This window comes from Tritonibacter scottomollicae (assembly GCF_032924845.1).
GTDB classification, from domain to species: domain Bacteria; phylum Pseudomonadota; class Alphaproteobacteria; order Rhodobacterales; family Rhodobacteraceae; genus Epibacterium; species Epibacterium scottomollicae.
Genome location: NZ_CP136704.1, coordinates 2,000,168 through 2,020,769, shown reverse-complemented (window position 1 = coordinate 2,020,769; position 20,602 = coordinate 2,000,168). Strand labels below are relative to the sequence as shown.

Sequence of the window (20,602 nt, the reverse complement as noted above, 5' to 3'; positions counted from 1 at the left end):
CTTACTTTGGCTCCTGAACAAAGGCGCTGGAGGCAAACAGGCGGACCCGCCCGTCATCATCTTTCTGCATGCTGCCGCCCAGGCCCCAGAGCGGGAACAGCGGATCAAAGCTCATGCAGGCGCGCAGGAACATCAGATCGTTGGATGCGCCATTGACGAAGGTGTTGACCGGGTCGACCTGCTCGATCGAGTCCACGCAATCCGGGACCGACGTGACACCGGACCAATTGAACGGGTCCAGCTGGACCATCTCCAGCTTCAGCGACGCCGCGCAATCGTCGATCATGCCGGTGCGGTCGCAGATGCGGTCACGAATGTCGTCGTGTTGCATGTTTCCACCCGTTCCGAGGCGAATATCGCGCACCGTCATATCCATGGCGCGGTCCAGCATGACCTGACGCAGGGTGATCATGCCCAGTTCGACCGTGGCAAACAGGATCATCAGCATCAGTGGAAACAACACGGCAAACTCGACCGTTGCGTTGCCGTCCTCGTTGCGGCGGAAGGCCCGCAGGGTTTTTATGGGATTTGGCCAGTTCATCATTCCGTCAACCTCAGCTGGCGGATGGCGGTGGCGATGGACGCAAAGGCATCCGAGATCTCCAACCCATCCACGTCATAGTAATGCGAGGCGGAGCTTGCGCATTGCTGCAAGACCTGCTGGCCGCGCCAGGGTGCCTCGAAACCGATCGTGAAGACGACGATACCCTCGTCCTTGGCCGCGTCGCATACCGCCAACGTACGGGAATCTTTGCTGTTCGAGCCGACGTAGGAATAGATGCGGTCATACCAGTAGTATCTGGCGTTGTTCATCCAGTCGCCGAAGAGCCTGTTGTAGACATACTTCAGCGAGGTGTCGGCGAAGAGCTCGTTATACGTCAGCTCTTCTGCCTGGCCCGGCTCTTCTACGGTCCTGGTCTGCCAGGACCCGTAATAGCAATTGCCGTAGTAAATGGTGCCGGTGCAGGTGGTCTCCTCATAGGTTCCGTTCCCATAGGCGTGATCTTCCCATGTTCTGGTGTGGTCCCAAAAGAACCTGTCGTAGCTGCGGTTCGGATTATATGTGGAGTAGACGTCGGCGTCTTCATTATACCAGACCGTCGACAGGCCATCGCGATAGCTGTTGTTGACGTAGTATTGCGAGGTGTTCTGCCCGTCGGTCATCATCACGATCACCTTCAGCGTTTCGGTGTCCGAGTATGCCACCGGGCGGTCGGCGTAGATCGAGTCGATCGACTGGTTCGGGTTCTCACTGTCGGCAAGCTGCGCGATGATCGGCTGCACGGATGGATCCAGCAGCGCGGTGCCCCATTTCATGCCCAGGTCGATGGATGTGTTCTCGGAGGGGCTGAAGCGATCAATGTAGGTCTGCAACTGCGCGACATTGTCCGAAATCAAAAGCGCCGTGCGCTCCGGGTTGTCATCATGCGAGGCGCAGGTGGGTTGGCGCACATGCTGGTTTCTGTCGCGATAATCACCGCTGTTCCAGATCGTGAAATGCATCGCGCGCTGATAGGTCTGCTGCAGATCAAGGTTCGCGGAGTTGAAGTCGGACTGGCCGAAGTTCAGGCAATGGGAATAGCGGTTCTCACCGCTGACCTGCATCCGGTCGAGAAAGGCCTCGGGCATCGACACCTGCGTCGAATAGGGCACGATGGAGATCGTCATATTGCCGTCTTCGGTGTTCTCGTCCATGGTCTGGACGAACTCCTTGGCGGCCCGTTTCAGGTTCACCAGACGGGAATTGTTGCGCATCGAGCCGGACACGTCGAGCACCAGTGAGATTTCCACATTGCCGATGCTCTCGATTGCAGTGGCGGCGGCGTTCAGCGGCAGGACGCTCTCGTAGCCGGCGAATTTCATCCAATAGGGATCAAAATCCGCGTCCACGCTTGCGGAAACGCGTCGGGACGAGACCGAGACCTCGGCGTCCACGGCGGTGGTATATTCGCCGAGACCGGATTTGGTCATGTAGTCGATCACCACCTCTTTGGCATCCAGCGGCTGATCCAGGTCGGCCGCCGCCAGCACGGAGCGGTCAAGCGTATATTGCAATTCGGTGCGATCGCGTTCCAGGCGCACGACATCCATGCCGATCCCGGCCACAGCAAGCATGAGCAACAGCGTCGCGACCATCGGCTTTGCCAGCACACCGCTTTCGTCTTCGCGAAAGCGCTTCAGTCGGCACATCAGACCCGACCGCGATTGCGGTCCGGTCAGAGCAGATGAATTCCAGAAGTTTACCTTCATAGTTCATTCGTTCCTTCGGTCCGATGCGCGCAGACTCAAACCTGAGGGGCCTGGGCACTTGTGGACATGAATATTCTCTTAATTTTTGTTGAGGAAGATGGCCGAACTTGGGCGGAACCACGCCTAACTTGGTGCTTCTTATGAAATTTTGATCTTAATCCGCGCCCGGCTATCTCGGTTGTTCCGCGCTTGGAAACAATCGCTGTTCGGACCATGCGCAGGCCCGCTCTGAACGATTCGTGATCGCTAACGTTCTTAAACTGCCAGTTTTTTGTGCAATTTCCGGGGATAAACGGTCGCAGTCGGTAACGTTCTCTGCATAGATGGGGAGCATACTCACTTGAGTCGTTTCAGAAGGACGGGGATTATCCCATGAGCAATCTCAAAGAACCCAGCTTCCGCGAAAGTGTGGATCTCATGTTCAACCGCGCGGTGGCGCTGATGGACCTGCCGCCCGGGCTGGAGGAGAAAATCCGCGTCTGTAACGCCACCTACACGGTGCGTTTCGGGGTCCGCCTGCGCGGCCAGATGCACACGTTCACCGGCTATCGTTCGGTGCACTCCGAACATATGGAACCGGTCAAAGGCGGCATCCGCTACGCCATGGGCGTGAACCAGGACGAGGTTGAGGCGCTGGCGGCGCTGATGACCTACAAATGTGCCCTGGTCGAAGCACCCTTTGGTGGGTCCAAGGGCGGTCTGCGCATCGACCCCCGCCAGTACGAAGAACACGAGCTGGAGCTGATCACCCGCCGCTTTGCCTATGAGCTGGCCAAGCGCGACCTGATCAACCCCTCGCAGAACGTGCCCGCCCCCGACATGGGCACCGGCGAGCGCGAGATGGCGTGGATTGCGGACCAATACGCCCGCATGAACACCACCGACATCAACTCCCGCGCTTGTGTGACCGGCAAGCCGCTCAACGCGGGCGGCATCGCTGGTCGGGTCGAGGCCACGGGCCGCGGCGTGCAATACGCGCTGCAGGAATTCTTCCGCTACGAGGAAGACAAGGCCAAAGCCGGTCTCTCCGGCACCCTCGATGGCAAACGCGTCATCGTGCAGGGTCTCGGTAACGTGGGCTATCACGCGGCCAAGTTCCTCTCTGAGGAGGACGGCTGCAAGATCGTCGGCGTGATCGAGCGTGATGGCGGGCTGTTTGATGAAAACGGTCTCGATATCGAGGATCTGCGCGCCTGGATCGCCAAGCACGGCGGCGTCGATGGCTACCCCTCGGGGCAATATATCAAGGACGGTGCAAAGTACCTTGAGGAAGAATGCGACATCCTGATCCCGGCGGCGCTGGAAGGGGTGATCAACCTCTCCAACGCGGCCAATGTGAAGGCCAAGCTGATCATCGAGGCCGCAAACGGCCCGGTGACCGCCGGTGCGGACGAGATCCTGCGCAAGAAGGGCGTCGTGATCATCCCCGACATGTATGCCAACGCCGGCGGTGTGACGGTCTCCTACTTCGAGTGGGTCAAGAACCTGTCGCACATCCGCTTTGGCCGCATGCAGCGCCGTCAGGAAGAGGCGCGCCACCAGCTGGTGGTCGATCAGTTGGAAATGCTGTCGGAAAGCATGGGCAAGGCCTGGTCGCTCGATCCCAAGTTCAAGGAGAAATACCTCCGCGGCGCGGGCGAGCTGGAGCTGGTGCGCTCCGGTCTCGATGACACCATGCGCATTGCTTACCAGTCCATGCGGGAGGTCTGGCACGAGCGTGATGATGTCTCCGACCTGCGCACCGCCGCCTATCTGGTCTCCATCGACAAGGTGGCCTCCAGCTACCGCGCCAAGGGCCTCTGACGCGCCCGCACAGCAATCAACAAAAACGGCGGGTCTCCACCCGCCGTTTTTTGTTTTGTCTCCCGAGGGAGATGTGCCTTTGTCCCGGAATGGCGATGTCCCCTCAACCCGGGCTCGCTCGGCTAAGCAAAACCCACGTCGGGCGCGATGACCTGACTGATCCGGCCACCAGTGTTTACCGCGCTGTAGATGGATCTTGGCGGGCGGGCGGCGCTATCGACGCTGCGGCAGACCCAGTCCCGGGCTTCCATTGATTTCAACGACTGCGACAGCGCCCGATCTGTAATCGTCGGCAACTGTTGCTTGATCTCCGTGAAATGGCTCGGCCGGTGCAGCGATGTCAGAACCGGCAACGTCCATGACCTGCGCAGCAGGGGCCAGTCTTCCTCTGTGGCAACATCGCGGATTCTATCGGCAAGGGCTGCGACTGTCTTTCCCAGAGGTGTCAGCCGGAATTCTGGACGCAGCGGATGACCGTGGCCCGGGTTTCGCTCCAGCAGACCTAGGTCGATCAGGTGATCCATGCTTTGCGCGAAGGCGGTCCTGCTGGCCCCAGTGGCAGCCAGCAGGACCGCCTGCCGCCCGGCGACACCCGAATGCAGGCTCGACAATATCGGCAGTGCCCAGGCCCGCGAGGTGATGTTGACAAACAGATTAATGTCCATAAAGTATAGTTAGTATATTTTGAATCATAAGGAAAGCCCATGTCACTCATTTCCGTCGATCAGACCATCACCCTCGCCATGTCCGTCACGGACCGTCATGCCAGCGCCAAATGGTACCAAAGCATGCTTGGGTTCGAGCTGCTCTATCATGCCGATGGCGCGGGCTGGTCCGAGATCCGGACAAACACGCCCGGTGTTGTCATCGGGTTTGGCGAGCACACCAAGCCCGCTCCCGGCAACTGTGTGCCGGTCTTCGGGATCGCGGATCTGGACGCGGCGCGGCAGAAGCTGGAACAGGCCGAGGTGACATTTGATGGCGAGACGGATGTCGTCGAGGGCATGGTCAAGACCGCGACCTTCTACGACCCTGATGGCAATGCGCTGATGCTGGCGCAGGATCTGACCGCTGGGAATGGGTAACACGCTGATGCTGTGTGGCATCCCTGCTGTGCCTTGGCCTTGCAGGCCCGGCTTCATTTTCACCTGACGCGTGGCGCGGCACCTTCGGGTGTCACGCCCTTCTCTATTGCCAGCGTCGGCAGGGGCGCGATGGTTTTGCTCTGAAATTGCACTGGACATAAGTGCCCAGTTCGTGGCCATCTGCGCAAGAGACTGCCGCGGTGCTGGAGGCGGGGCTATGACCGGGCGCGCAAACCCGCTAGCACTAGGGCGACAGGGCGTGCCATCGGGCGTGGTGCGGCGTGAAACACCGTTTGGGAGTGGGCCATGGGGATTTCGGATCGATTTTCGGGCTGGCGGGTGCTGAAGGAAGGGCTGACCGGCAACAAGGGCTGGACCCCGCATTGGCGCGACCCGGAACCGAAGCGCGACTATGATGTGGTTATCGTGGGCGGCGGCGGTCACGGGCTGGCCACCGCCTATTACCTCGCCAAGGAACACGGCCTGCGCAATATCGCGGTGCTGGAAAAGGGCTACCTCGGCGGTGGCAACGTCGGGCGCAACACCACCATCGTGCGGGCCAACTACTACCTGCCGGGCAATTCGGAGTTCTATTCCCACTCGCTGAAGCTCTGGGAAGGGATGGAGCAGGACCTCAATTACAATGCGATGATGTCCCAGCGTGGCATTCTCAATGTGTTCCATAACGACGGCCAGCGTGACGCCGCGGTGCGCCGCGCCAACTCCATCATCAATCAGGGCGACGATGCGGAGATCCTCTACCGCGACGAGCTGAAAAAGCTGGTGCCTTTCCTCAACTACGACAACAACCGCTTTCCGATCATGGGCGCGCTGTTGCAGCGCCGGGCGGGCACCGCGCGCCATGATGCGGTGGCCTGGGGCTATGCGCGCGGGGCGGACCAGTTCGGCGTTGATCTGATCCAAAACTGCGAGGTCACCGGCATCGATGTCGAGGGCGGCAAGGTGGTGGGCGTGCAGACCGCGCGCGGCCCCATCCGGGCCAAAAAGGTGGCGCTGGCGGCGGCGGGCCGGTCGAGCCAGGTGGCGGCGATGGCGGGGCTGACCCTGCCCATCGAGAGCCACGTGTTGCAGGCCTTTGTCTCCGAAGGGCTTAAGCCGGTGATCGACCATGTGATCACCTTCGCCGAGGGGCATCTCTACATCAGCCAGTCCGACAAGGGCGGGCTGGTGTTTGGCAGCTATCTGGATTTCTACAGTTCTTATGCAGCGCGCGGCAACCTGCCGATGCAGGAACACACGATGGAGGCGATTGCGGCCATGGTGCCCGCCGTCACCAAGGCGCGGCTGCTGCGCAGCTGGGGCGGCATCATGGACATGACGCCGGATGGATCGCCCATTATCGACCACACGCCTATCGAGGGTCTCTATCTCAATGCGGGCTGGTGTTACGGCGGCTTCAAGGCGACGCCGGCCTCGGGGGATTGTTTTGCGCATCTGATCGCCACCGACCGCCCGCATGCGGCGGCCACGGGGTTCAAGCTGGACCGGTTCCGCAGCGGCTATGGTCTGATGGATGAGGAGGGCACCGGTGCGCAACATAATCTGCACTAAGCGCCTGTCGCGCAGATGGGGAGCCTCCGGCGGAGGTATTTTTGAAAAGATGAAGGGGCGGTTGTCATGAGGATCACCTGTCCGCTGTGCGGCGCGCGGGATCGGCGCGAATTCACCTACAAGGGCGCGGCCTTGCCGGTACCTGCGCTGGACGCAGGCCTGGAGGTCTGGGACGCGCATGTGCATCTGCGCGACAACCCGGCCGGGCCCTTGGACGAGCTGTGGCAGCATGACATGGGCTGTGGGGCCTGGCTGAAGGTTACGCGGAACACCGCCACCCATGAGATGCTGGGCGTGGCGCTGGCGCAAGACGCGGGCCTTGCCATCAAGGAGGGCCAGTCATGAGGATTTCCGGCAAGGGGCTGGTGTCCGGCAATCGGACCGTCAATTTTTCGTTTAATGGCAAGGATTACATGGGGCTGGAAGGCGACACGCTGGCCTCGGCCCTCTTGGCCAATGACGTGCATCTGGTGGGGCGTTCGTTCAAATATCACCGTCCGCGTGGCATCCTGACCGCAGGTTCCGAGGAGCCCAACGCGCTGGTCAGCACCGGCAATGGCGCGGCGCGAGATCCCAATATTCGGGCCACCCAGCAGGAGCTGTTCGAGGGGCTGGCGGCGCAGAGCCAGAACTGCTGGCCCTCGGTCGAGCGCGATGTCATGGCGGTGAACGATCTGGCCGCGCCCTTTCTTGGGGCGGGGTTTTATTACAAGACCTTCATGTGGCCCGCGCCCCTGTGGGAGAAGCTCTACGAGCCGATCATTCGCCGTGCGGCGGGGCTTGGGGCCTTGTCCGGGGCGGCCAACAAGGACCCTTACGAGAAGGCCTTTGCCTTTTGCGATCTGCTGGTGATCGGGTCTGGCCCGGCCGGGCTGATGGCCGCACTGACGGCGGGGCGTGCGGGGGCGGATGTGATCCTGGCCGAGGACGACAGCCGCATGGGCGGGCGTCTTCTGGCAGAGGTTGAGGAAATCGACGGCAAGCCTGCGCATGTCTGGGTGGCAGAGGGCTTGGCGGAGCTGGAGCCCATGGACAACGTGCGCCTGATGCCGCGCACTGCGGTCACCGGCGTCTATGACCAGGGCACCTATTCGGCGCTGGAGCGGGTTTCGCACCACCTGCCGCCGAGCCAGTCCCTGAAGACCGCGCATCGCCCGCGCGAGTGTTTCTGGCGCATCGCCGCCAAAGCCTCGGTGCTGGCGGCGGGGGCGATCGAGCGTCCCATCGCCTTTCGCAACAACGACCGTCCCGGCATCATGATGGCGGGGGCGGTGCGGGCCTACCTTAATCGCTGGGGCGTGGCCCCGGGCGAGCGGATCACCGTCTTTGCCAACAACGATGACGCCCATCGCACCGCGCGGGATCTGGTGGCGGAAGGCGTGCATGTCACCGCCGTGGTCGACAGCCGCCATGATGCGCCCGACAGTGGCGAATTCCCCGTCATCAAGGGCGCGATGATTTGCGACAGCGCCGGGCGGCAGCGGCTGGAGAGCGTCACCATCCGCAGCGTCAATGGCGAGGAAAAACTGCAGACTGACTGTCTGGCCGTATCTGGCGGCTGGAACCCCTCGGTGCATCTGACCTCCCACATGGGCACGCGCCCGGAGTGGAACCGGGAACTGGCGGCGTTCCTGCCAAAACCGGATGCGGTGCCGGGCATGGTGGTCGCAGGGGCCGCCAATGGGGTGTTTTCCACCCATGGTGCCTTGCAGGACGGCGCGCAGGCGGCGATCACAGCATTGGCCGGCATTGGCACATCGGTTGACGCTGCGCCTTTGCCAGAGGCCAGCGATGCGCCCTACCGGATCAGCCCCTTGTGGGCGGTGCCGGGCAAGGGACGGGCGTGGCTGGATTTCCAGAACGACGTCACCGTCAAGGATGTGGCGCAGGCGGCGCGGGAGAACTTCCGCTCGGTCGAACATATGAAGCGCTACACCACCCAAGGCATGGCCACCGATCAGGGCAAGAACTCCAACGTGGCCGCCTTGGCGGTGCTGGCCGATGCCACCGGGCGCAGCATTGCGGAAACCGGTGTCACCACTTTCCGCCCGCCCTTTGTGCCCACGTCCATCGCCGCGATGGGGGCCGGGGCCGAGGATCAGGGCTTCAAGCCGCAGCGCTATCTGACCTCGCATAAGGCATCGCTGCAGCGCGGTGCCGCCAATATCGAGGTCGGCCTGTGGTATCGCGCCAGCTATTTCGCCAAGGACGGCGAGAGCACCTGGCGGCAATCCTGCGACCGCGAGGTCACCATGGTGCGCAATGCCGTGGGCGTCTGCGATGTCTCGACGCTGGGCAAGATCGACATTCAGGGACCGGACGCGGCAGAGCTGCTGGATCTGGTCTATACCAATCTGTTCTCCACGCTAAAGCTCGGGCGCGTGCGCTATGGTCTGATGCTGCGCGAGGATGGCTTTGTCATGGATGACGGCACCACCGCGCGGCTGGGGGAAAACCACTATGTGATGACCACCACCACCGCGGCGGCGGGGCAGGTGATGGCGCACCTGGAGTACCTCACGCAGGTGGTGCGCCCGGATCTTGATGTGCGGTTCACCTCTGTGACCGATCAATGGGCGCAGTTCTCGGTGGCCGGTCCCAAGGCGCGCGATCTGATCGACGCGCTGGTGGACGAGGACGTCAATGGCGAGACCTTCCCCTTCATGGCCTGCGGGGCGATCACCGTGTCGGGCGTGGCCGGGCGGCTGTTCCGGATCTCGTTCTCGGGCGAGCACGCCTATGAGATCACGGTGCCCGCGCGCTATGGCGACGCACTCTATCGCCTGCTGCTGGAGCGGGCTGAACCCTTCGGCGGTGGTCCATACGGGATGGAGGCGCTGAATGTGCTTCGGATCGAGAAGGGCTTTATCACCCATGCGGAGATCAACGGCACCGTCACTGCCTTTGACCTCGGCATGCAGGGGCTGGTCTCGAAAAAGAAATCCTGCTGGGGCAAGGTTTTGTCGGAACGGGACGGGCTGATGGATGACGACCGGATGCGGCTTGTGGGCCTCAAACCCGTGGGCGCGATGCAGGCGCTCAGCGCCGGGGCGCATCTGTTTGACCCCGATGACACCGTGGAGCGGGTCAATGACCTTGGCTATGTGACCTCGGTGGGGTTCTCGCCGACGCTGGGGCATATGATCGGGTTGGCGATGCTGTCGGGCGGGCCGGACCGGATGGGCGATACCATCCGGCTGGTGGATCACACGCGGGGCATCGACACCCTGTGCGAAGTGGTGAACCCTGTGTTCTTTGACCCTGAGGGAGGGCGCGTTCGTGGCTGAGACTGAGATGCAACTTGCTGCACACTCCCCCTGCGCGGGGCTGTTGCCGCTGACCATTGGTGATGTGACCCTCACAGAGGACATGCCCGCCGCCATGACCCTGATCGCGCCCTACAAGGGGCAGGAAAAACCGCTGAGCGATGCGTTGAACGCCGCGCATGGCATGGGGTTTCCCGCGCCCAACCGCGCCACTGGCAAGGCGGAGGCTCGCGCGATCTGGTTCGGCCGGGCGCAGGCGCTGCTGGTCGGCCCCGTGGCCGATCCTAACCTCGCGGCACATGCAGCGCTCACCGACCTCAGCGATGGCTGGGCGGTGGTGCGGCTGGAGGGCGCGCGCGCCGAGGAGGTGATGGCCCGTCTGGTGCCCATTGATCTGCGGCCACAGGTGTTCAAACGCGGCCACACCGCGCGCACGGAGCTGAAACACATGATGGCGTCTATCACGCGGGTCGGGCCAAAAGCCTTGCAAATCATGGTGTTCCGCTCTTTTTCGGCGACGCTTGTTCACGATCTGAAAAGAGCCATGGAAGCCGTGGCAGCACGGGGCTAGATTGACAGGGATCACGAAACTGATTCCGGAGCTGATCCATGATCCGCAACATCTTCGCAGCCGCACTTGTGGCCGCGCCCCTCTTCGCCACCCCCGCGTTCTCTGCCGCAGACCTCGGTAAGGAGGAAAGCTGCAAATATCAGGGGCAGGTGATGGCCGCCGTGCAAGCCGCGCGTCTGGACCGGGTGCCCGAGGGCAAGGTCGAAGAGACCATCCGCGCCGCCGAACCGGAGTGGCCGGAGAACTTCTCCAACGCCATCCCTCAGCTGACGCAACACGTCTACCAGATGAAGCGTCGCGACCTGAAGAACATCGACCTGGGCGAGATCTTCGAGACCCAATGTGTGGAAAACTGGGATCAGATCCAGGAAATGAAAAAGAACCTCTCCGGTAGCTGAACCAGCACCTGATGCGCCCCCTGACTGGAGAGATGTGAATGTCGTTGCCGCCCGGATTCCTGGATGAATTGCGCACCCGCGTCAGCCTGTCTGACGTGGTCGGGCGCAAGGTCATGTGGGACCAGCGCAAGAGCCAGCCGGGCAAGGGCGACCTGTGGTCCCCTTGTCCCTTTCACCATGAAAAAACCGCGTCTTTTCATGTGGATGACCGAAAGGGGTTCTACTACTGCTTTGGCTGTCACGCCAAGGGGGATGCGCTGAAGTTCGTGCAGGAGACAGAGAATGTCTCCTTCATGGAGGCGGTGGAGATCCTCGCGGGCGAGGCCGGGCTGGAAATGCCCAAGCGCGACCCGAAGGCGGCCGAGAAACAGGACCGCCGCACCCAATTGGCCGAGGTGATGGAGCAGGCGGTGAACTACTTCCGCCTGCAGCTGAAGACTCAAGGCGCCAGCGAGGCGCGCGCCTATCTGGCACGCCGTGGGCTGGACCAGGCTGCACTGGACCGCTGGGAGATCGGCTTTGCCCCGGATGGCTGGCAGAACCTCTGGGACGCGCTGAAGGGCAAGGATGTCGCCGACGATCTGATCCTGGGCGCGGGGCTGGCCAAACCTTCGAACAAGGGCAAGCGGCCCTATGACGTGTTCCGCAACCGGATCATGTTTCCGATCCGCGATGCGCGGGGCCGGGCGATCGCCTTTGGCGGCCGGGCGATGGATCCCAATGACAACGCCAAATACCTGAATTCGCCGGAAACCGAGCTGTTTGATAAGGGGCGCAACCTCTACAATCACGGCCCCGCGCGGGCGGCCTCGGGGCGCGGCAGTACGCTGATCGTGGCCGAAGGCTACATGGATGTGATCGCGCTGGCGGAGGCCGGCTTTGCCTCCTCCGTGGCGCCCTTGGGAACTGCGGTGACCGACAATCAGCTGCAGTTGTTGTGGCGGATGTCCGACGAGCCGGTGATCGCGCTGGATGGCGACACCGCTGGTCTGCGCGCGGCGATGCGGCTGATCGATATGGCGCTGCCGCTCTTGGAGGCGGGCAAATCCCTGCGCTTTGCCATCATGCCGGAAGGCAAGGACCCGGACGACCTGTTGCGCGCCGAGGGCGTCGAGGCGGTGCAGGCGGTGCTGGATCAGGCGATCCCGATGGTGCGGCTGCTGTGGCGGCGCGAGACCGAAGGCCGGGTGTTCGACAGCCCCGAACGCAAGGCAGCGCTGGACAAATCCCTGCGCGAGAAGATCAAGCTGATCCGCGATCCCTCGATCCGCCAGCACTATGCCGAGGACCTGAAAGAACTGCGTTTTCAGCTCTTTCGCGGCAATCGCGACGGCGGTGGTCGCGGCGGGCAGGGGGGCACAGGCTATGGCCAGCGTCCCGGAGGCTACCAGCCGCGCTCCCGTGCCCAGGGCGGGTTTCGCGATGGCCAGCGGGCGCCATGGGGAGCCCCGCCAGCGCCGCGCAGCACCACACGCGCCTCGATTGTCGCCTCCGCCGAAGAACATGATTTCGCCCGGGTGCGCGAGGCGGTGATTCTGGCCACCGCCATCACCACGCCGACGGTGATCCCGGAATTCGAGGTCAACCTGGAACGCATGCAGTGCCTGGACATGGATCACGCCCATCTGCGCGACCTGTTGCTGCGCTTCGGGATCGATGCACCAGAGCGACTGCGCGATGAAATTGCCTATGCTCTGGGGCCGGATGCTCTTGAAAACCTGCTGTCGCTGCGCCATGTGGCACTTAGCCCCTGCGTGCGAAAACCCGGCGATCTGGACATGGCCAGTCTGACACTGGCCGAAGAATTCGCAAAACTCGAGAGCATCGCGGGGCTCAATGCCGAACTGGCGGAGGCCGAAGAGGATCTGGATGGCTTGGCGGATGAGGCCCTGACCTGGCGATTGCGTCAGGCGGCAGAGGCCCGCAACCGGGCTGTGCGCAGCGAGAATGAGGACAAGGCAACTTATGACGTGGGTGAAAACGGGGCGCGGCTCAATCGGGATGAGCGCGATGCCTTCGGGGACCTGCTCAAGCGAATCGGCTTCACGGCAGAATGACGAATCACCGGTATTTTGCGTGGTAAACTGTGGCCACGACGCCGCGGTGTGACGTTTTGCTAAAGAAGCTTGGAGAAAAATTGGGTAAACGGGGTGACGAATCAGATGACCGCTCTACAGATTCGCATCAGCCGAATCGCCCGCAGCCCCTTAGAGGAGCATTGAATGGCCGCCAAAGATACCGACGACCGCAAGCCTGACGACCAGGAGCCGGAAATTTCGCTCGACATGAGCCAGGCCCAAGTCAAGAAGATGATCGCTGAAGCTCGTGAGAAGGGCTACATCACCTACGATCAGCTGAACCAGGTTCTGCCGCCGGATCAGGTCTCCTCCGAACAGATCGAGGACGTCATGTCCATGCTGTCGGAGATGGGCATCAACATCATCGAGGACGAAGAGGCCGAGGAGGAGGAGAACAAAGGCTCCACCGAACTGGTCTCCACCGAAGCCAACCGCGAAGTTGCGGTGGCCGGCGCCGGGTCCGAGAAGCTGGACCGTACCGATGACCCGGTGCGCATGTATCTGCGCGAGATGGGCTCGGTCGAGCTGCTGTCCCGCGAGGGCGAGATCGCGATTGCCAAGCGCATCGAGGCTGGTCGCAACACGATGATCCTCGGGCTGTGCGAAAGCCCGCTGACCTTCCAGGCGATCACCATCTGGCACGACGAACTTCTGTCCGAGGATATTCTCCTTCGCGACGTCATCGATCTGGAAACCACCTTTGGCGACCAGATGGACGAAGAGGGCGGCGTGGGCGAGCCGGTGGTGGATACCTCTGCCGTGGCGAGTGCGGCCAAGCCGGAAAAAGACAAGGACTCCGGCCCGGAGCTGGATGCCGACGGCAACCCGATCCTCAACAACGACGACGATGACGACGACGATGACGAACAGGCCAACATGTCCCTCGCGGCCATGGAAGCGGCGCTGAAGGATCGTGTGCTGGAAACGCTGGAGCGGATCTCCAACGATTTCGCCATGTTGTCGGAAATGCAGGATTTGCGGATCTCGGCCACCCTCAACGAGGACGGCTCCTTCTCGCAGAGCGATGAGGCGAAATATCAGCAGCTGCGCTCCGAGATCGTCGAACTGGTGAACGGTCTGCACCTGCACAACAACCGCATCGAGGCGCTGATCGACCAGCTCTATGGCATCAACCGTCGCGTCATGCAGATCGACAGTGCCATGGTGAAGCTGGCCGACCAGGCCCGCATCAACCGCAAGGAATTCGTCGAGGCCTATCGTGGCCGCGAGCTGGATCCGAACTGGTTGTCGGAAATGGGCGACAAACCCGGTCGCGGCTGGAAAATGTTCATCGAACGCTCCACCGATAAGGTCGAAGAGCTGCGCGCCGACATGGCGCAGGTGGGCCAGTATGTCGGTCTCGACATCTCGGAATTCCGCCGCATCGTGCAGCAGGTCCAGAAGGGCGAAAAAGAGGCCCGTCAGGCCAAGAAGGAAATGGTCGAGGCCAACCTGCGCCTCGTGATCTCCATCGCCAAGAAGTACACCAACCGTGGCTTGCAGTTCCTTGATCTCATTCAGGAAGGCAACATCGGCCTGATGAAGGCCGTGGACAAGTTCGAATACCGTCGGGGTTACAAGTTCTCGACCTACGCCACCTGGTGGATCCGTCAGGCCATCACCCGCTCGATCGCAGATCAGGCGCGCACCATCCGTATTCCGGTGCATATGATCGAGACGATCAACAAACTGGTCCGGACCGGCCGTCAGATGCTGCACGAGATCGGCCGCGAGCCGACCCCGGAAGAGCTGGCTGAAAAGCTGCAGATGCCGCTGGAGAAGGTCCGCAAGGTGATGAAGATCGCCAAAGAACCGATCTCCCTCGAAACCCCGATCGGGGACGAGGAAGACAGCCAGCTTGGCGATTTCATCGAGGACAAGAATGCCGTGCTGCCGCTGGACAGCGCCATTCAGGAAAACCTCAAGGAAACCACCACCCGCGTGCTGGCGTCGCTGACGCCGCGTGAGGAACGGGTTCTGCGCATGCGGTTCGGCATCGGCATGAACACCGACCACACTCTGGAAGAGGTCGGCCAGCAGTTCTCGGTGACCCGCGAACGGATCCGCCAGATCGAGGCCAAGGCGCTGCGCAAGCTCAAGCACCCGAGCCGCTCGCGCAAACTGCGCAGCTTCCTCGATCAGTAAGCACAGTCTGTTGTCATGATTTTGAGGGCGTCCCACGCGGGGCGCCCTTTTTCGTTGGTGATTTGCGCGCGGGTGCGCCTGGTGGCGCCCTCATGTGATGCCATGTGAGGACTGCGCGCCTCAGGTCGGGGCGGGGCGAGCAGCGCGCGGCGCGTTAACCAATCCGGCCTTCTGCATATTGATTAAATCTTTCGATAAATTAACTTCTGTTCGTGGGAGCAATCGATACACTTGCGCCAAGCACCGGGGGGTGAACATGAGTAGCAGCACTGAATTGACGCGCGCCGTGGAGGCGCTCGATGAAAAACTTGATGCGCTGGACACGATGACGGAGGTGAATTCCTTCCTCGTGGCAGCTTTGCGTGACCATGAGCAGGACCTGAAGCGGATGAGCCCGCAGGAAACCCGCGCGCTGTTGCGCCGCAAGGCGCGCGAAAAATACCGCGCGGACGGAGGCGAGGCGCCAAATCCGGCAGCTCTCGACCTGCTGGAGGAGACCCTTGGCACCGGCCATACCGCAGATGTGATTCCCTTCCCGCAGTCGCGCTGACCTGATTTCGGCGCGTTTGTGTCGCGGTGCGGCGCTGCGGCTTGTCCCTCCGGGAGAGCTACACTACATTTTGGGCAACCGGCTTCGGCTACAAGGATATTCCCAATGCCCATTCGTCCTCGCACCTTTTCTCGTGTCTTCGCCCTGCCGTTGATTGCCGCGACAGCTGTCCTCGCGGGATGCAGCGTGCCGCAAGGCTTGGGCCCGCAAGCAGATTACTTCTCCTCGCGCGCGATGGCCCGCATCTACGCGCTTGAGGATGGCAGCTTTGAGGTGGTGCCGGAAATCGGCGCGGAGGGCGCCGCTTACTGGTGTGCCGCCTCGGAATACGCCCGCCGTGCGCTTGGGGCAGGGTGGTCGCAGGACATCTATGTCGCCAAAGGACGCGCGCCCAGCACGGTCAGTGGACGCATCGACAGTGTGACCTTCACGCTCTCCCCCGTGGCGCGAGAGGGCGGCCCGCGCCCGTTCATCAGTACCTTTGGCTTCAAACCGGGCGATAACTTCAGCGTCTCCAGTGGTGACAGCTTCTGCCGCGATATCGAACCGCTGCCGTTCTTCTGAGATTGGCCCGGTGATGCAGCAAGAGGAGCTTGAGGTCGCGACGCGCGGGCAGGGGCTGTATGAGGTAACCCGTGACGTGCAGCGCTTCGTGGCGCACAGCGGCGCCGCGCAGGGCCTGCTGACGCTCTTTGTGCGGCATACCTCCTGTTCGCTGCTGATCCAGGAAAACGCCGACCCGGAGGTGCAAACGGACCTTCTGGCCTATTTCGCGCGATTGGTGCCGCCCTCCAGCCACCCCGACATGGGCTATCTGCGTCACACCTACGAGGGGCCGGATGACATGCCCGCCCACATCAAGGCGGCGATGATGCCGGTCAGCTTGTCGATCCCGGTGTCGGAGGGGCAGATGGTGCTGGGCACCTGGCAGGGCATTTACCTGTTCGAGCATCGCGATGCACCGCACAACCGCCGGATCTTTGCCCATCTGTCGTGATAAAGAGGGCGTTCGCGCTCCGGATCGCGCCAAGGTCTTGCGGTTGAATTTCCCCTCTACCCAAACCCTAGCTGCTCCCCTATAGTTGTGGATAACTGCGCAAGCTTGCGCACTAGAACGATTTATCTCGAGGGAAGGGAGCCGGCGGATGCGCTGCCCATTTTGCGGAAATGTCGACACGCAAGTGAAGGATTCGCGCCCGGCGGAGGATCACGTCTCGATCCGGCGGCGTCGGTATTGCCCGGCCTGTGACGGGCGCTTCACCACCTATGAACGGGTGCAGCTGCGCGATCTCGTGGTGATCAAGACCAACGGCAAGCGCGAGGATTTTGACCGCGACAAGCTGGAACGCTCGATCCGCATCTCGATGCAGAAACGCCCGGTTGATCCCGAGCGCATCGACCAGATGATCTCCGGCATCGTGCGTCGGCTTGAGAGCATGGGCGAGACGGATATCGGCTCCAAGAAGATCGGTGAAATCGTGATGGAGGCGCTAGCCCGCATCGACACCGTGGCCTATGTTCGCTTTGCAAGCGTCTACAAGAATTTCCAGGCGGCCGATGACTTTGAGGACTTTGTCCACGAGCTGCGTCCACCGATCCAGCCCGAGACGTAACGCCCGGCCCCGCGGCCTGCCAACAGCCTGGGGAAAGGTCTGATCCAGTGAGCACTCGCGACCATCGTTTCATGGGACTGGCCCTGTCGCTCGGGCGGCGTGGGCAGGGTCGAACATGGCCAAATCCTGCGGTGGGCTGTGTCATCGTGAAGGATGGCCGTGTCGTGGGCCGGGGCTGGACCCAACCCGGCGGGCGCCCCCATGCCGAAGCCATGGCTCTGGCACAGGCGGGCGAGGGCGCGCGCGGCGCCACGGCCTATGTCAGCCTTGAACCCTGCTCCCACCACGGCAAGACGCCGCCCTGCGCCCAGGCGCTGATCGATGCGGGCATTGCCCGCGTGGTCGCCGCCATCGAGGATAGCGACCCCCGGGTCAGCGGTCAGGGCTTTGAAATGTTGCGCGCCGCCGGCGTCACCGTGACCAGTGGCATCCGCGCAGATGAGGCCGGCTTTGATCACGAGGGCTTCTTTCTCAAGACAGAACAGGGCCGCCCCTTTGTGACGCTGAAGCTGGCCTCCAGCTTCGATGGGCGCATCGCCACTGGATCCGGTCAGAGCCAATGGATCACCGGCCCGGAGGCCCGCCGCGTCGTGCATGCGATGCGCGCCCGCCATGATGCGGTGATGGTCGGGGCCGGGACGGCGCGGGCGGATGATCCCTCGCTCACCGTGCGCGATCTCGGCATCGACGATCAGCCAGCCCGAGTGGTGGTCTCGCGCCATCTTGACCTTCCCTTGATGAGCAAACTCGCCCGCAGCGCCAGGGAGGTCCCGCTCTACCTTTGCCATGGCACTGGTGCCGATGTGGAGCGGCTGCGCGCCTGGGAGGGACTGGGCGCGACACTCCTGTCCTGCAGCGCGCTTGGCACCCAGATCGACCCGCATGACCTGCTGCAACAACTGGGCAGCGCCGGTTTGACCCGGGTGTTCTGCGAGGGCGGCAGCGCGCTGGCCGCGACGCTCCTGGCGCATGATCTGGTAGATGAGCTGGTCGGCTTTACTGCCGGCCTCAGCATCGGCGCCGAAGGCCTGCCCTCGATCGGTGCGCTTGGCATTGGCCGCCTCGCCGAGGCCCCGAGGTTTGAGCTGGTGGAGACCCGCCCCATCGGCGCTGACATCCTGCACCGCTGGCGCCGCCCCCAAAGCTAACGTCATAGCGCCCCCGGCGCCCTCTTCATCTTTTTGAAAATACCTCGGAGCGCGAGGCAGAGCCTCGCATCCTGCGCTCAGCGCCAGAGCGGCGCAAAGGAGGCCAGAAGCCCCTGCAGTTTCGACAAGCTGCGGTTCACGCTACCCGGCGCGGGCAGATCCCCGGCGATCAACCGATCCACCGCAACCTCCGGCGAACACGGCAGGTTGGACAGGGGGTCGAAGTAGCGCGGATAATCTATCAGCGCCGCATGGGCGAGGCTCAGGATGCCGGGGCGCACATCGCGCCAGTGCGGCGCTTCCAGCCGGTCCCGGGTCAGCCCCCAACCCGCATAGAACGGCAGGCCGACGCAGGTCACCGGCACCCGGCGCAACAGCGCCTCGAACCCCAGGAGCGAGGTCATGGTCCAGACCTCATCCACGCTGTCAATCAGCGCCGCCGGATTGGCCTGTTCGGCCACCACATCGGCCCAACTCTCAGCGGACTTGATGCCCCCCTTGCGCAGGCCCGCCTCTACATCGGGGTGCGGTTTGTAGATCACCACTGCGTTGGGCCGCGCCGCGCGCACCGCTTGTAGCAGCTTCATATTGGTGTTGATTTTGCCGGCGCCAAGCCGGATTGAGGCGTCATCCTCCACCTGACCGGGCACCAGCACCCGGTGGCCCTTGGGCAGATCCGGCAGGTCGCCGTCGAGGTTGTATTTCGTCACCTCATGTTTGATCAGCCGCATCACCAGTGTTTCCACTCGCCGCTCCTGCTGCGGCGTCAGGCTCACGCGCTCGCGGATCAGATCGTCCAGATCACTCTGCCGGGTGGGGTCGTAGTAGATGCCCTGCCGGTCCAGTACCAGCGATAGCGGCGGCACCAGCTCCGCCCCCAGCCCGCGTGAGCGCAAAAAGCCGTCCTCCAGGTGATGCGCGCCAGCGTGGTCCTTGGTGGCCTTGCTGGCCCAGACCATCCAGTTCTTGCCGCTCTTCCTTGCGGTCTTGGTCTTTTCGGTGAAGGTCATGCGCTTGTGCTGACCAAAGAAGCGCTGCAACGGCGCACGTTTCCACAGCCGCATCTCGGAGGCCGCCCAGCCCGCACGATCCTCGCGCCAGGCGCGCACCTGCGCCTCCAGCGAGTTGATCACCAGCTCCAGCGGGCAGAGCCGGTCGTGATGGGGATCATACCATGTGGGGTAGAGGATCATTGCGGCGGCAAACATCTGCGCGCGTGTCAGGCGGCGGTTCCGGCCGGGCGGGGGAAACTCGTCCTGCGTCAGCCCCCAGCCCGCATAGAACGGCTGGCCAAAGATGCGCGGCCGATGCCCCGAAAGGATCGCCTCGAACCCCAGCTGCGACGACACGGTGTAAACGCCCACCGCGCCCTCCAGCAGCAGATGGGGCGAGACCGGCGCGTCGAACAGCTCCACCCGGTCATTGGTATGGCGGGCATCGAAATAGCCCGCGCGGTGGCCCTGCGAGGTCTCCGGATGGGTTTTGATGAGGATACGCGCACCGGGGTTTTCCTCCTGCGCGAAGGCCAGCATTTCCTGAAACCGCCCCTGATCGGCGCCGGGAAAGGGGATCGAGGCCCTGACCGAGGCATCCTCGCGCAGCTGATCGACCACCAGCACATAGCCGGGTTCGGGCGGCGGTACATCCGGGTGAAAGGCGTTGTATTTGCTCAGGTGGGCGTCCTGCAGGCGGGCCATGCAATCCCGCGCCCGTTTCATCAGGGCGCTGTCATCAAGCGGATGATCTTTCAGCAGCGTGACCAGATCGCTCGACAGTGAGGGGTCAAAATGCACGCCGGTGCGGTCGATCAACAGGCCCAGCGGCGGCTCGCCCCTGCGGCCCGGATAGACCGAGCGCAAAAAGGCGTCCTCGATCCGCACCAGCGGCGCGCCATGCTCTTCGGCGATCTTGCGGCCCCGGTGGGCGGTGGGGCTGTCGCCCCAGATGCCGACCTGATCGCCCTCCTTGGGCAGGCCAAGGCTGATGTCGTACCCGGCGAGATCAAGGATACGCCGGACACGCTTTTGGGTCAGAAAGCCGCCGTTATAGACGAACAACCGGGAGCGTTGGCTCCCGGTTTCTGTGGTGTCTGGATGCGGCGAAGGCGCGTGCATCATGCTGGC

At 62.8% G+C, this 20,602-nt stretch carries 18 protein-coding genes; 14 read left to right on the top strand and 4 right to left on the bottom strand.

Annotated features, from left to right (window positions below):
- Position 1: 1 nt before the first annotated feature.
- Complete coding sequence (locus R1T40_RS10285; RefSeq protein ID WP_317386856.1) at positions 2–544, bottom strand: TadE/TadG family type IV pilus assembly protein; 543 nt, start codon at positions 542–544, stop codon at positions 2–4.
- Positions 541–2,250 (bottom strand): pilus assembly protein TadG-related protein, encoded by a 1,710-nt coding sequence (locus tag R1T40_RS10280; protein WP_317386855.1) that lies wholly within the window; start codon positions 2,248–2,250, stop codon positions 541–543. The genes R1T40_RS10285 and R1T40_RS10280 overlap by 4 nt, the downstream gene beginning before the upstream one ends.
- 372 nt (positions 2,251–2,622) lie before the next feature.
- Between R1T40_RS10280 and R1T40_RS10275 the strand changes: the two genes are divergently transcribed.
- Positions 2,623–4,053, top strand: a complete 1,431-nt coding sequence (locus R1T40_RS10275; RefSeq protein WP_317386854.1) for a Glu/Leu/Phe/Val family dehydrogenase — start codon at positions 2,623–2,625, stop codon at positions 4,051–4,053.
- A gap of 122 nt (positions 4,054–4,175) precedes the next feature.
- Here R1T40_RS10275 and R1T40_RS10270 read toward each other — a convergent pair whose 3' ends face one another.
- Positions 4,176–4,718 (bottom strand): winged helix-turn-helix transcriptional regulator, encoded by a 543-nt coding sequence (locus tag R1T40_RS10270; RefSeq protein ID WP_317386853.1) that lies wholly within the window; start codon positions 4,716–4,718, stop codon positions 4,176–4,178.
- 39 nt (positions 4,719–4,757) lie between these two features.
- Between R1T40_RS10270 and R1T40_RS10265 the strand changes: the two genes are divergently transcribed.
- The 13 genes from R1T40_RS10265 to ribD all read left to right on the top strand — a co-directional run bounded on the left by R1T40_RS10265 (position 4,758) and on the right by ribD (position 18,479).
- Positions 4,758–5,138: a VOC family protein gene (locus R1T40_RS10265; RefSeq protein ID WP_317386852.1), complete on the top strand. Its 381-nt coding sequence runs from the start codon at positions 4,758–4,760 to the stop codon at positions 5,136–5,138.
- A gap of 306 nt (positions 5,139–5,444) precedes the next feature.
- Positions 5,445–6,710 carry a sarcosine oxidase subunit beta family protein gene (locus R1T40_RS10260; RefSeq protein WP_317386851.1) on the top strand — a complete coding sequence of 422 codons (1,266 nt, stop codon included), beginning with the start codon at positions 5,445–5,447 and terminating at the stop codon, positions 6,708–6,710.
- 66 nt (positions 6,711–6,776) lie between these two features.
- Entirely contained in the window at positions 6,777–7,055 is a 279-nt protein-coding gene (locus R1T40_RS10255; RefSeq protein ID WP_317386850.1) for a sarcosine oxidase subunit delta, read from the top strand.
- Positions 7,052–9,997: a sarcosine oxidase subunit alpha family protein gene (locus R1T40_RS10250; protein ID WP_317386849.1), complete on the top strand. Its 2,946-nt coding sequence runs from the start codon at positions 7,052–7,054 to the stop codon at positions 9,995–9,997. Before R1T40_RS10255 ends, R1T40_RS10250 begins: the two co-directional genes overlap by 4 nt.
- A complete protein-coding gene (locus R1T40_RS10245; protein ID WP_317386848.1) occupies positions 9,990–10,547 on the top strand; it encodes a sarcosine oxidase subunit gamma in 558 nt (185 codons plus the stop codon). The genes R1T40_RS10250 and R1T40_RS10245 overlap by 8 nt, the downstream gene beginning before the upstream one ends.
- A 38-nt stretch (positions 10,548–10,585) precedes the next feature.
- Entirely contained in the window at positions 10,586–10,945 is a 360-nt protein-coding gene (locus R1T40_RS10240; protein ID WP_106162233.1) for a hypothetical protein, read from the top strand.
- Positions 10,946–10,983: 38 nt separating this feature from the next.
- The gene (gene dnaG / locus R1T40_RS10235) at positions 10,984–13,002 is read left to right on the top strand and encodes a DNA primase (protein ID WP_317386847.1); all 2,019 of its coding nucleotides are present in this window, start codon (positions 10,984–10,986) and stop codon (positions 13,000–13,002) included.
- A gap of 165 nt (positions 13,003–13,167) precedes the next feature.
- Entirely contained in the window at positions 13,168–15,168 is a 2,001-nt protein-coding gene (gene rpoD, locus R1T40_RS10230) for an RNA polymerase sigma factor RpoD (RefSeq protein WP_317386846.1), read from the top strand.
- Between the two features lie 256 nt (positions 15,169–15,424).
- The gene (locus tag R1T40_RS10225) at positions 15,425–15,718 is read left to right on the top strand and encodes a hypothetical protein (protein ID WP_243394920.1); all 294 of its coding nucleotides are present in this window, start codon (positions 15,425–15,427) and stop codon (positions 15,716–15,718) included.
- A gap of 105 nt (positions 15,719–15,823) precedes the next feature.
- Entirely contained in the window at positions 15,824–16,282 is a 459-nt protein-coding gene (locus tag R1T40_RS10220; RefSeq protein ID WP_317386845.1) for a hypothetical protein, read from the top strand.
- A gap of 13 nt (positions 16,283–16,295) precedes the next feature.
- On the top strand, positions 16,296–16,715 hold the full coding sequence (locus tag R1T40_RS10215; RefSeq protein ID WP_317386974.1) for a secondary thiamine-phosphate synthase enzyme YjbQ: 420 nt from the start codon (positions 16,296–16,298) through the stop codon (positions 16,713–16,715).
- A gap of 148 nt (positions 16,716–16,863) precedes the next feature.
- The gene (nrdR, locus tag R1T40_RS10210; protein ID WP_106162239.1) at positions 16,864–17,331 is read left to right on the top strand and encodes a transcriptional regulator NrdR; all 468 of its coding nucleotides are present in this window, start codon (positions 16,864–16,866) and stop codon (positions 17,329–17,331) included.
- A gap of 47 nt (positions 17,332–17,378) precedes the next feature.
- A complete protein-coding gene (ribD, locus tag R1T40_RS10205) occupies positions 17,379–18,479 on the top strand; it encodes a bifunctional diaminohydroxyphosphoribosylaminopyrimidine deaminase/5-amino-6-(5-phosphoribosylamino)uracil reductase RibD (protein ID WP_317386844.1) in 1,101 nt (366 codons plus the stop codon).
- A 77-nt stretch (positions 18,480–18,556) separates the two neighbouring features.
- Here ribD and R1T40_RS10200 read toward each other — a convergent pair whose 3' ends face one another.
- Entirely contained in the window at positions 18,557–20,596 is a 2,040-nt protein-coding gene (locus R1T40_RS10200) for a capsular polysaccharide biosynthesis protein (protein WP_317386843.1), read from the bottom strand.
- Between the last annotated feature and the right edge of the window lie 6 nt (positions 20,597–20,602).

Coding starts and splice junctions, on each gene's coding strand:
- R1T40_RS10285 (WP_317386856.1), bottom strand. CDS start 544: ATGATGAACTGGCCAAATCCCATAAAAACCCTGCGGGCCTTCCGCCGC.
- dnaG (WP_317386847.1), top strand. CDS start 10,984: ATGTCGTTGCCGCCCGGATTCCTGGATGAATTGCGCACCCGCGTCAGC.
- R1T40_RS10240 (WP_106162233.1), top strand. CDS start 10,586: ATGATCCGCAACATCTTCGCAGCCGCACTTGTGGCCGCGCCCCTCTTC.
- R1T40_RS10220 (WP_317386845.1), top strand. CDS start 15,824: ATGCCCATTCGTCCTCGCACCTTTTCTCGTGTCTTCGCCCTGCCGTTG.
- R1T40_RS10200 (WP_317386843.1), bottom strand. CDS start 20,596: ATGATGCACGCGCCTTCGCCGCATCCAGACACCACAGAAACCGGGAGC.
- rpoD (WP_317386846.1), top strand. CDS start 13,168: ATGGCCGCCAAAGATACCGACGACCGCAAGCCTGACGACCAGGAGCCG.
- R1T40_RS10250 (WP_317386849.1), top strand. CDS start 7,052: ATGAGGATTTCCGGCAAGGGGCTGGTGTCCGGCAATCGGACCGTCAAT.
- R1T40_RS10255 (WP_317386850.1), top strand. CDS start 6,777: ATGAGGATCACCTGTCCGCTGTGCGGCGCGCGGGATCGGCGCGAATTC.
- R1T40_RS10265 (WP_317386852.1), top strand. CDS start 4,758: ATGTCACTCATTTCCGTCGATCAGACCATCACCCTCGCCATGTCCGTC.
- R1T40_RS10280 (WP_317386855.1), bottom strand. CDS start 2,250: ATGAAGGTAAACTTCTGGAATTCATCTGCTCTGACCGGACCGCAATCG.
- R1T40_RS10270 (WP_317386853.1), bottom strand. CDS start 4,718: ATGGACATTAATCTGTTTGTCAACATCACCTCGCGGGCCTGGGCACTG.
- R1T40_RS10225 (WP_243394920.1), top strand. CDS start 15,425: ATGAGTAGCAGCACTGAATTGACGCGCGCCGTGGAGGCGCTCGATGAA.
- R1T40_RS10260 (WP_317386851.1), top strand. CDS start 5,445: ATGGGGATTTCGGATCGATTTTCGGGCTGGCGGGTGCTGAAGGAAGGG.
- R1T40_RS10275 (WP_317386854.1), top strand. CDS start 2,623: ATGAGCAATCTCAAAGAACCCAGCTTCCGCGAAAGTGTGGATCTCATG.
- nrdR (WP_106162239.1), top strand. CDS start 16,864: ATGCGCTGCCCATTTTGCGGAAATGTCGACACGCAAGTGAAGGATTCG.
- R1T40_RS10215 (WP_317386974.1), top strand. CDS start 16,296: ATGCAGCAAGAGGAGCTTGAGGTCGCGACGCGCGGGCAGGGGCTGTAT.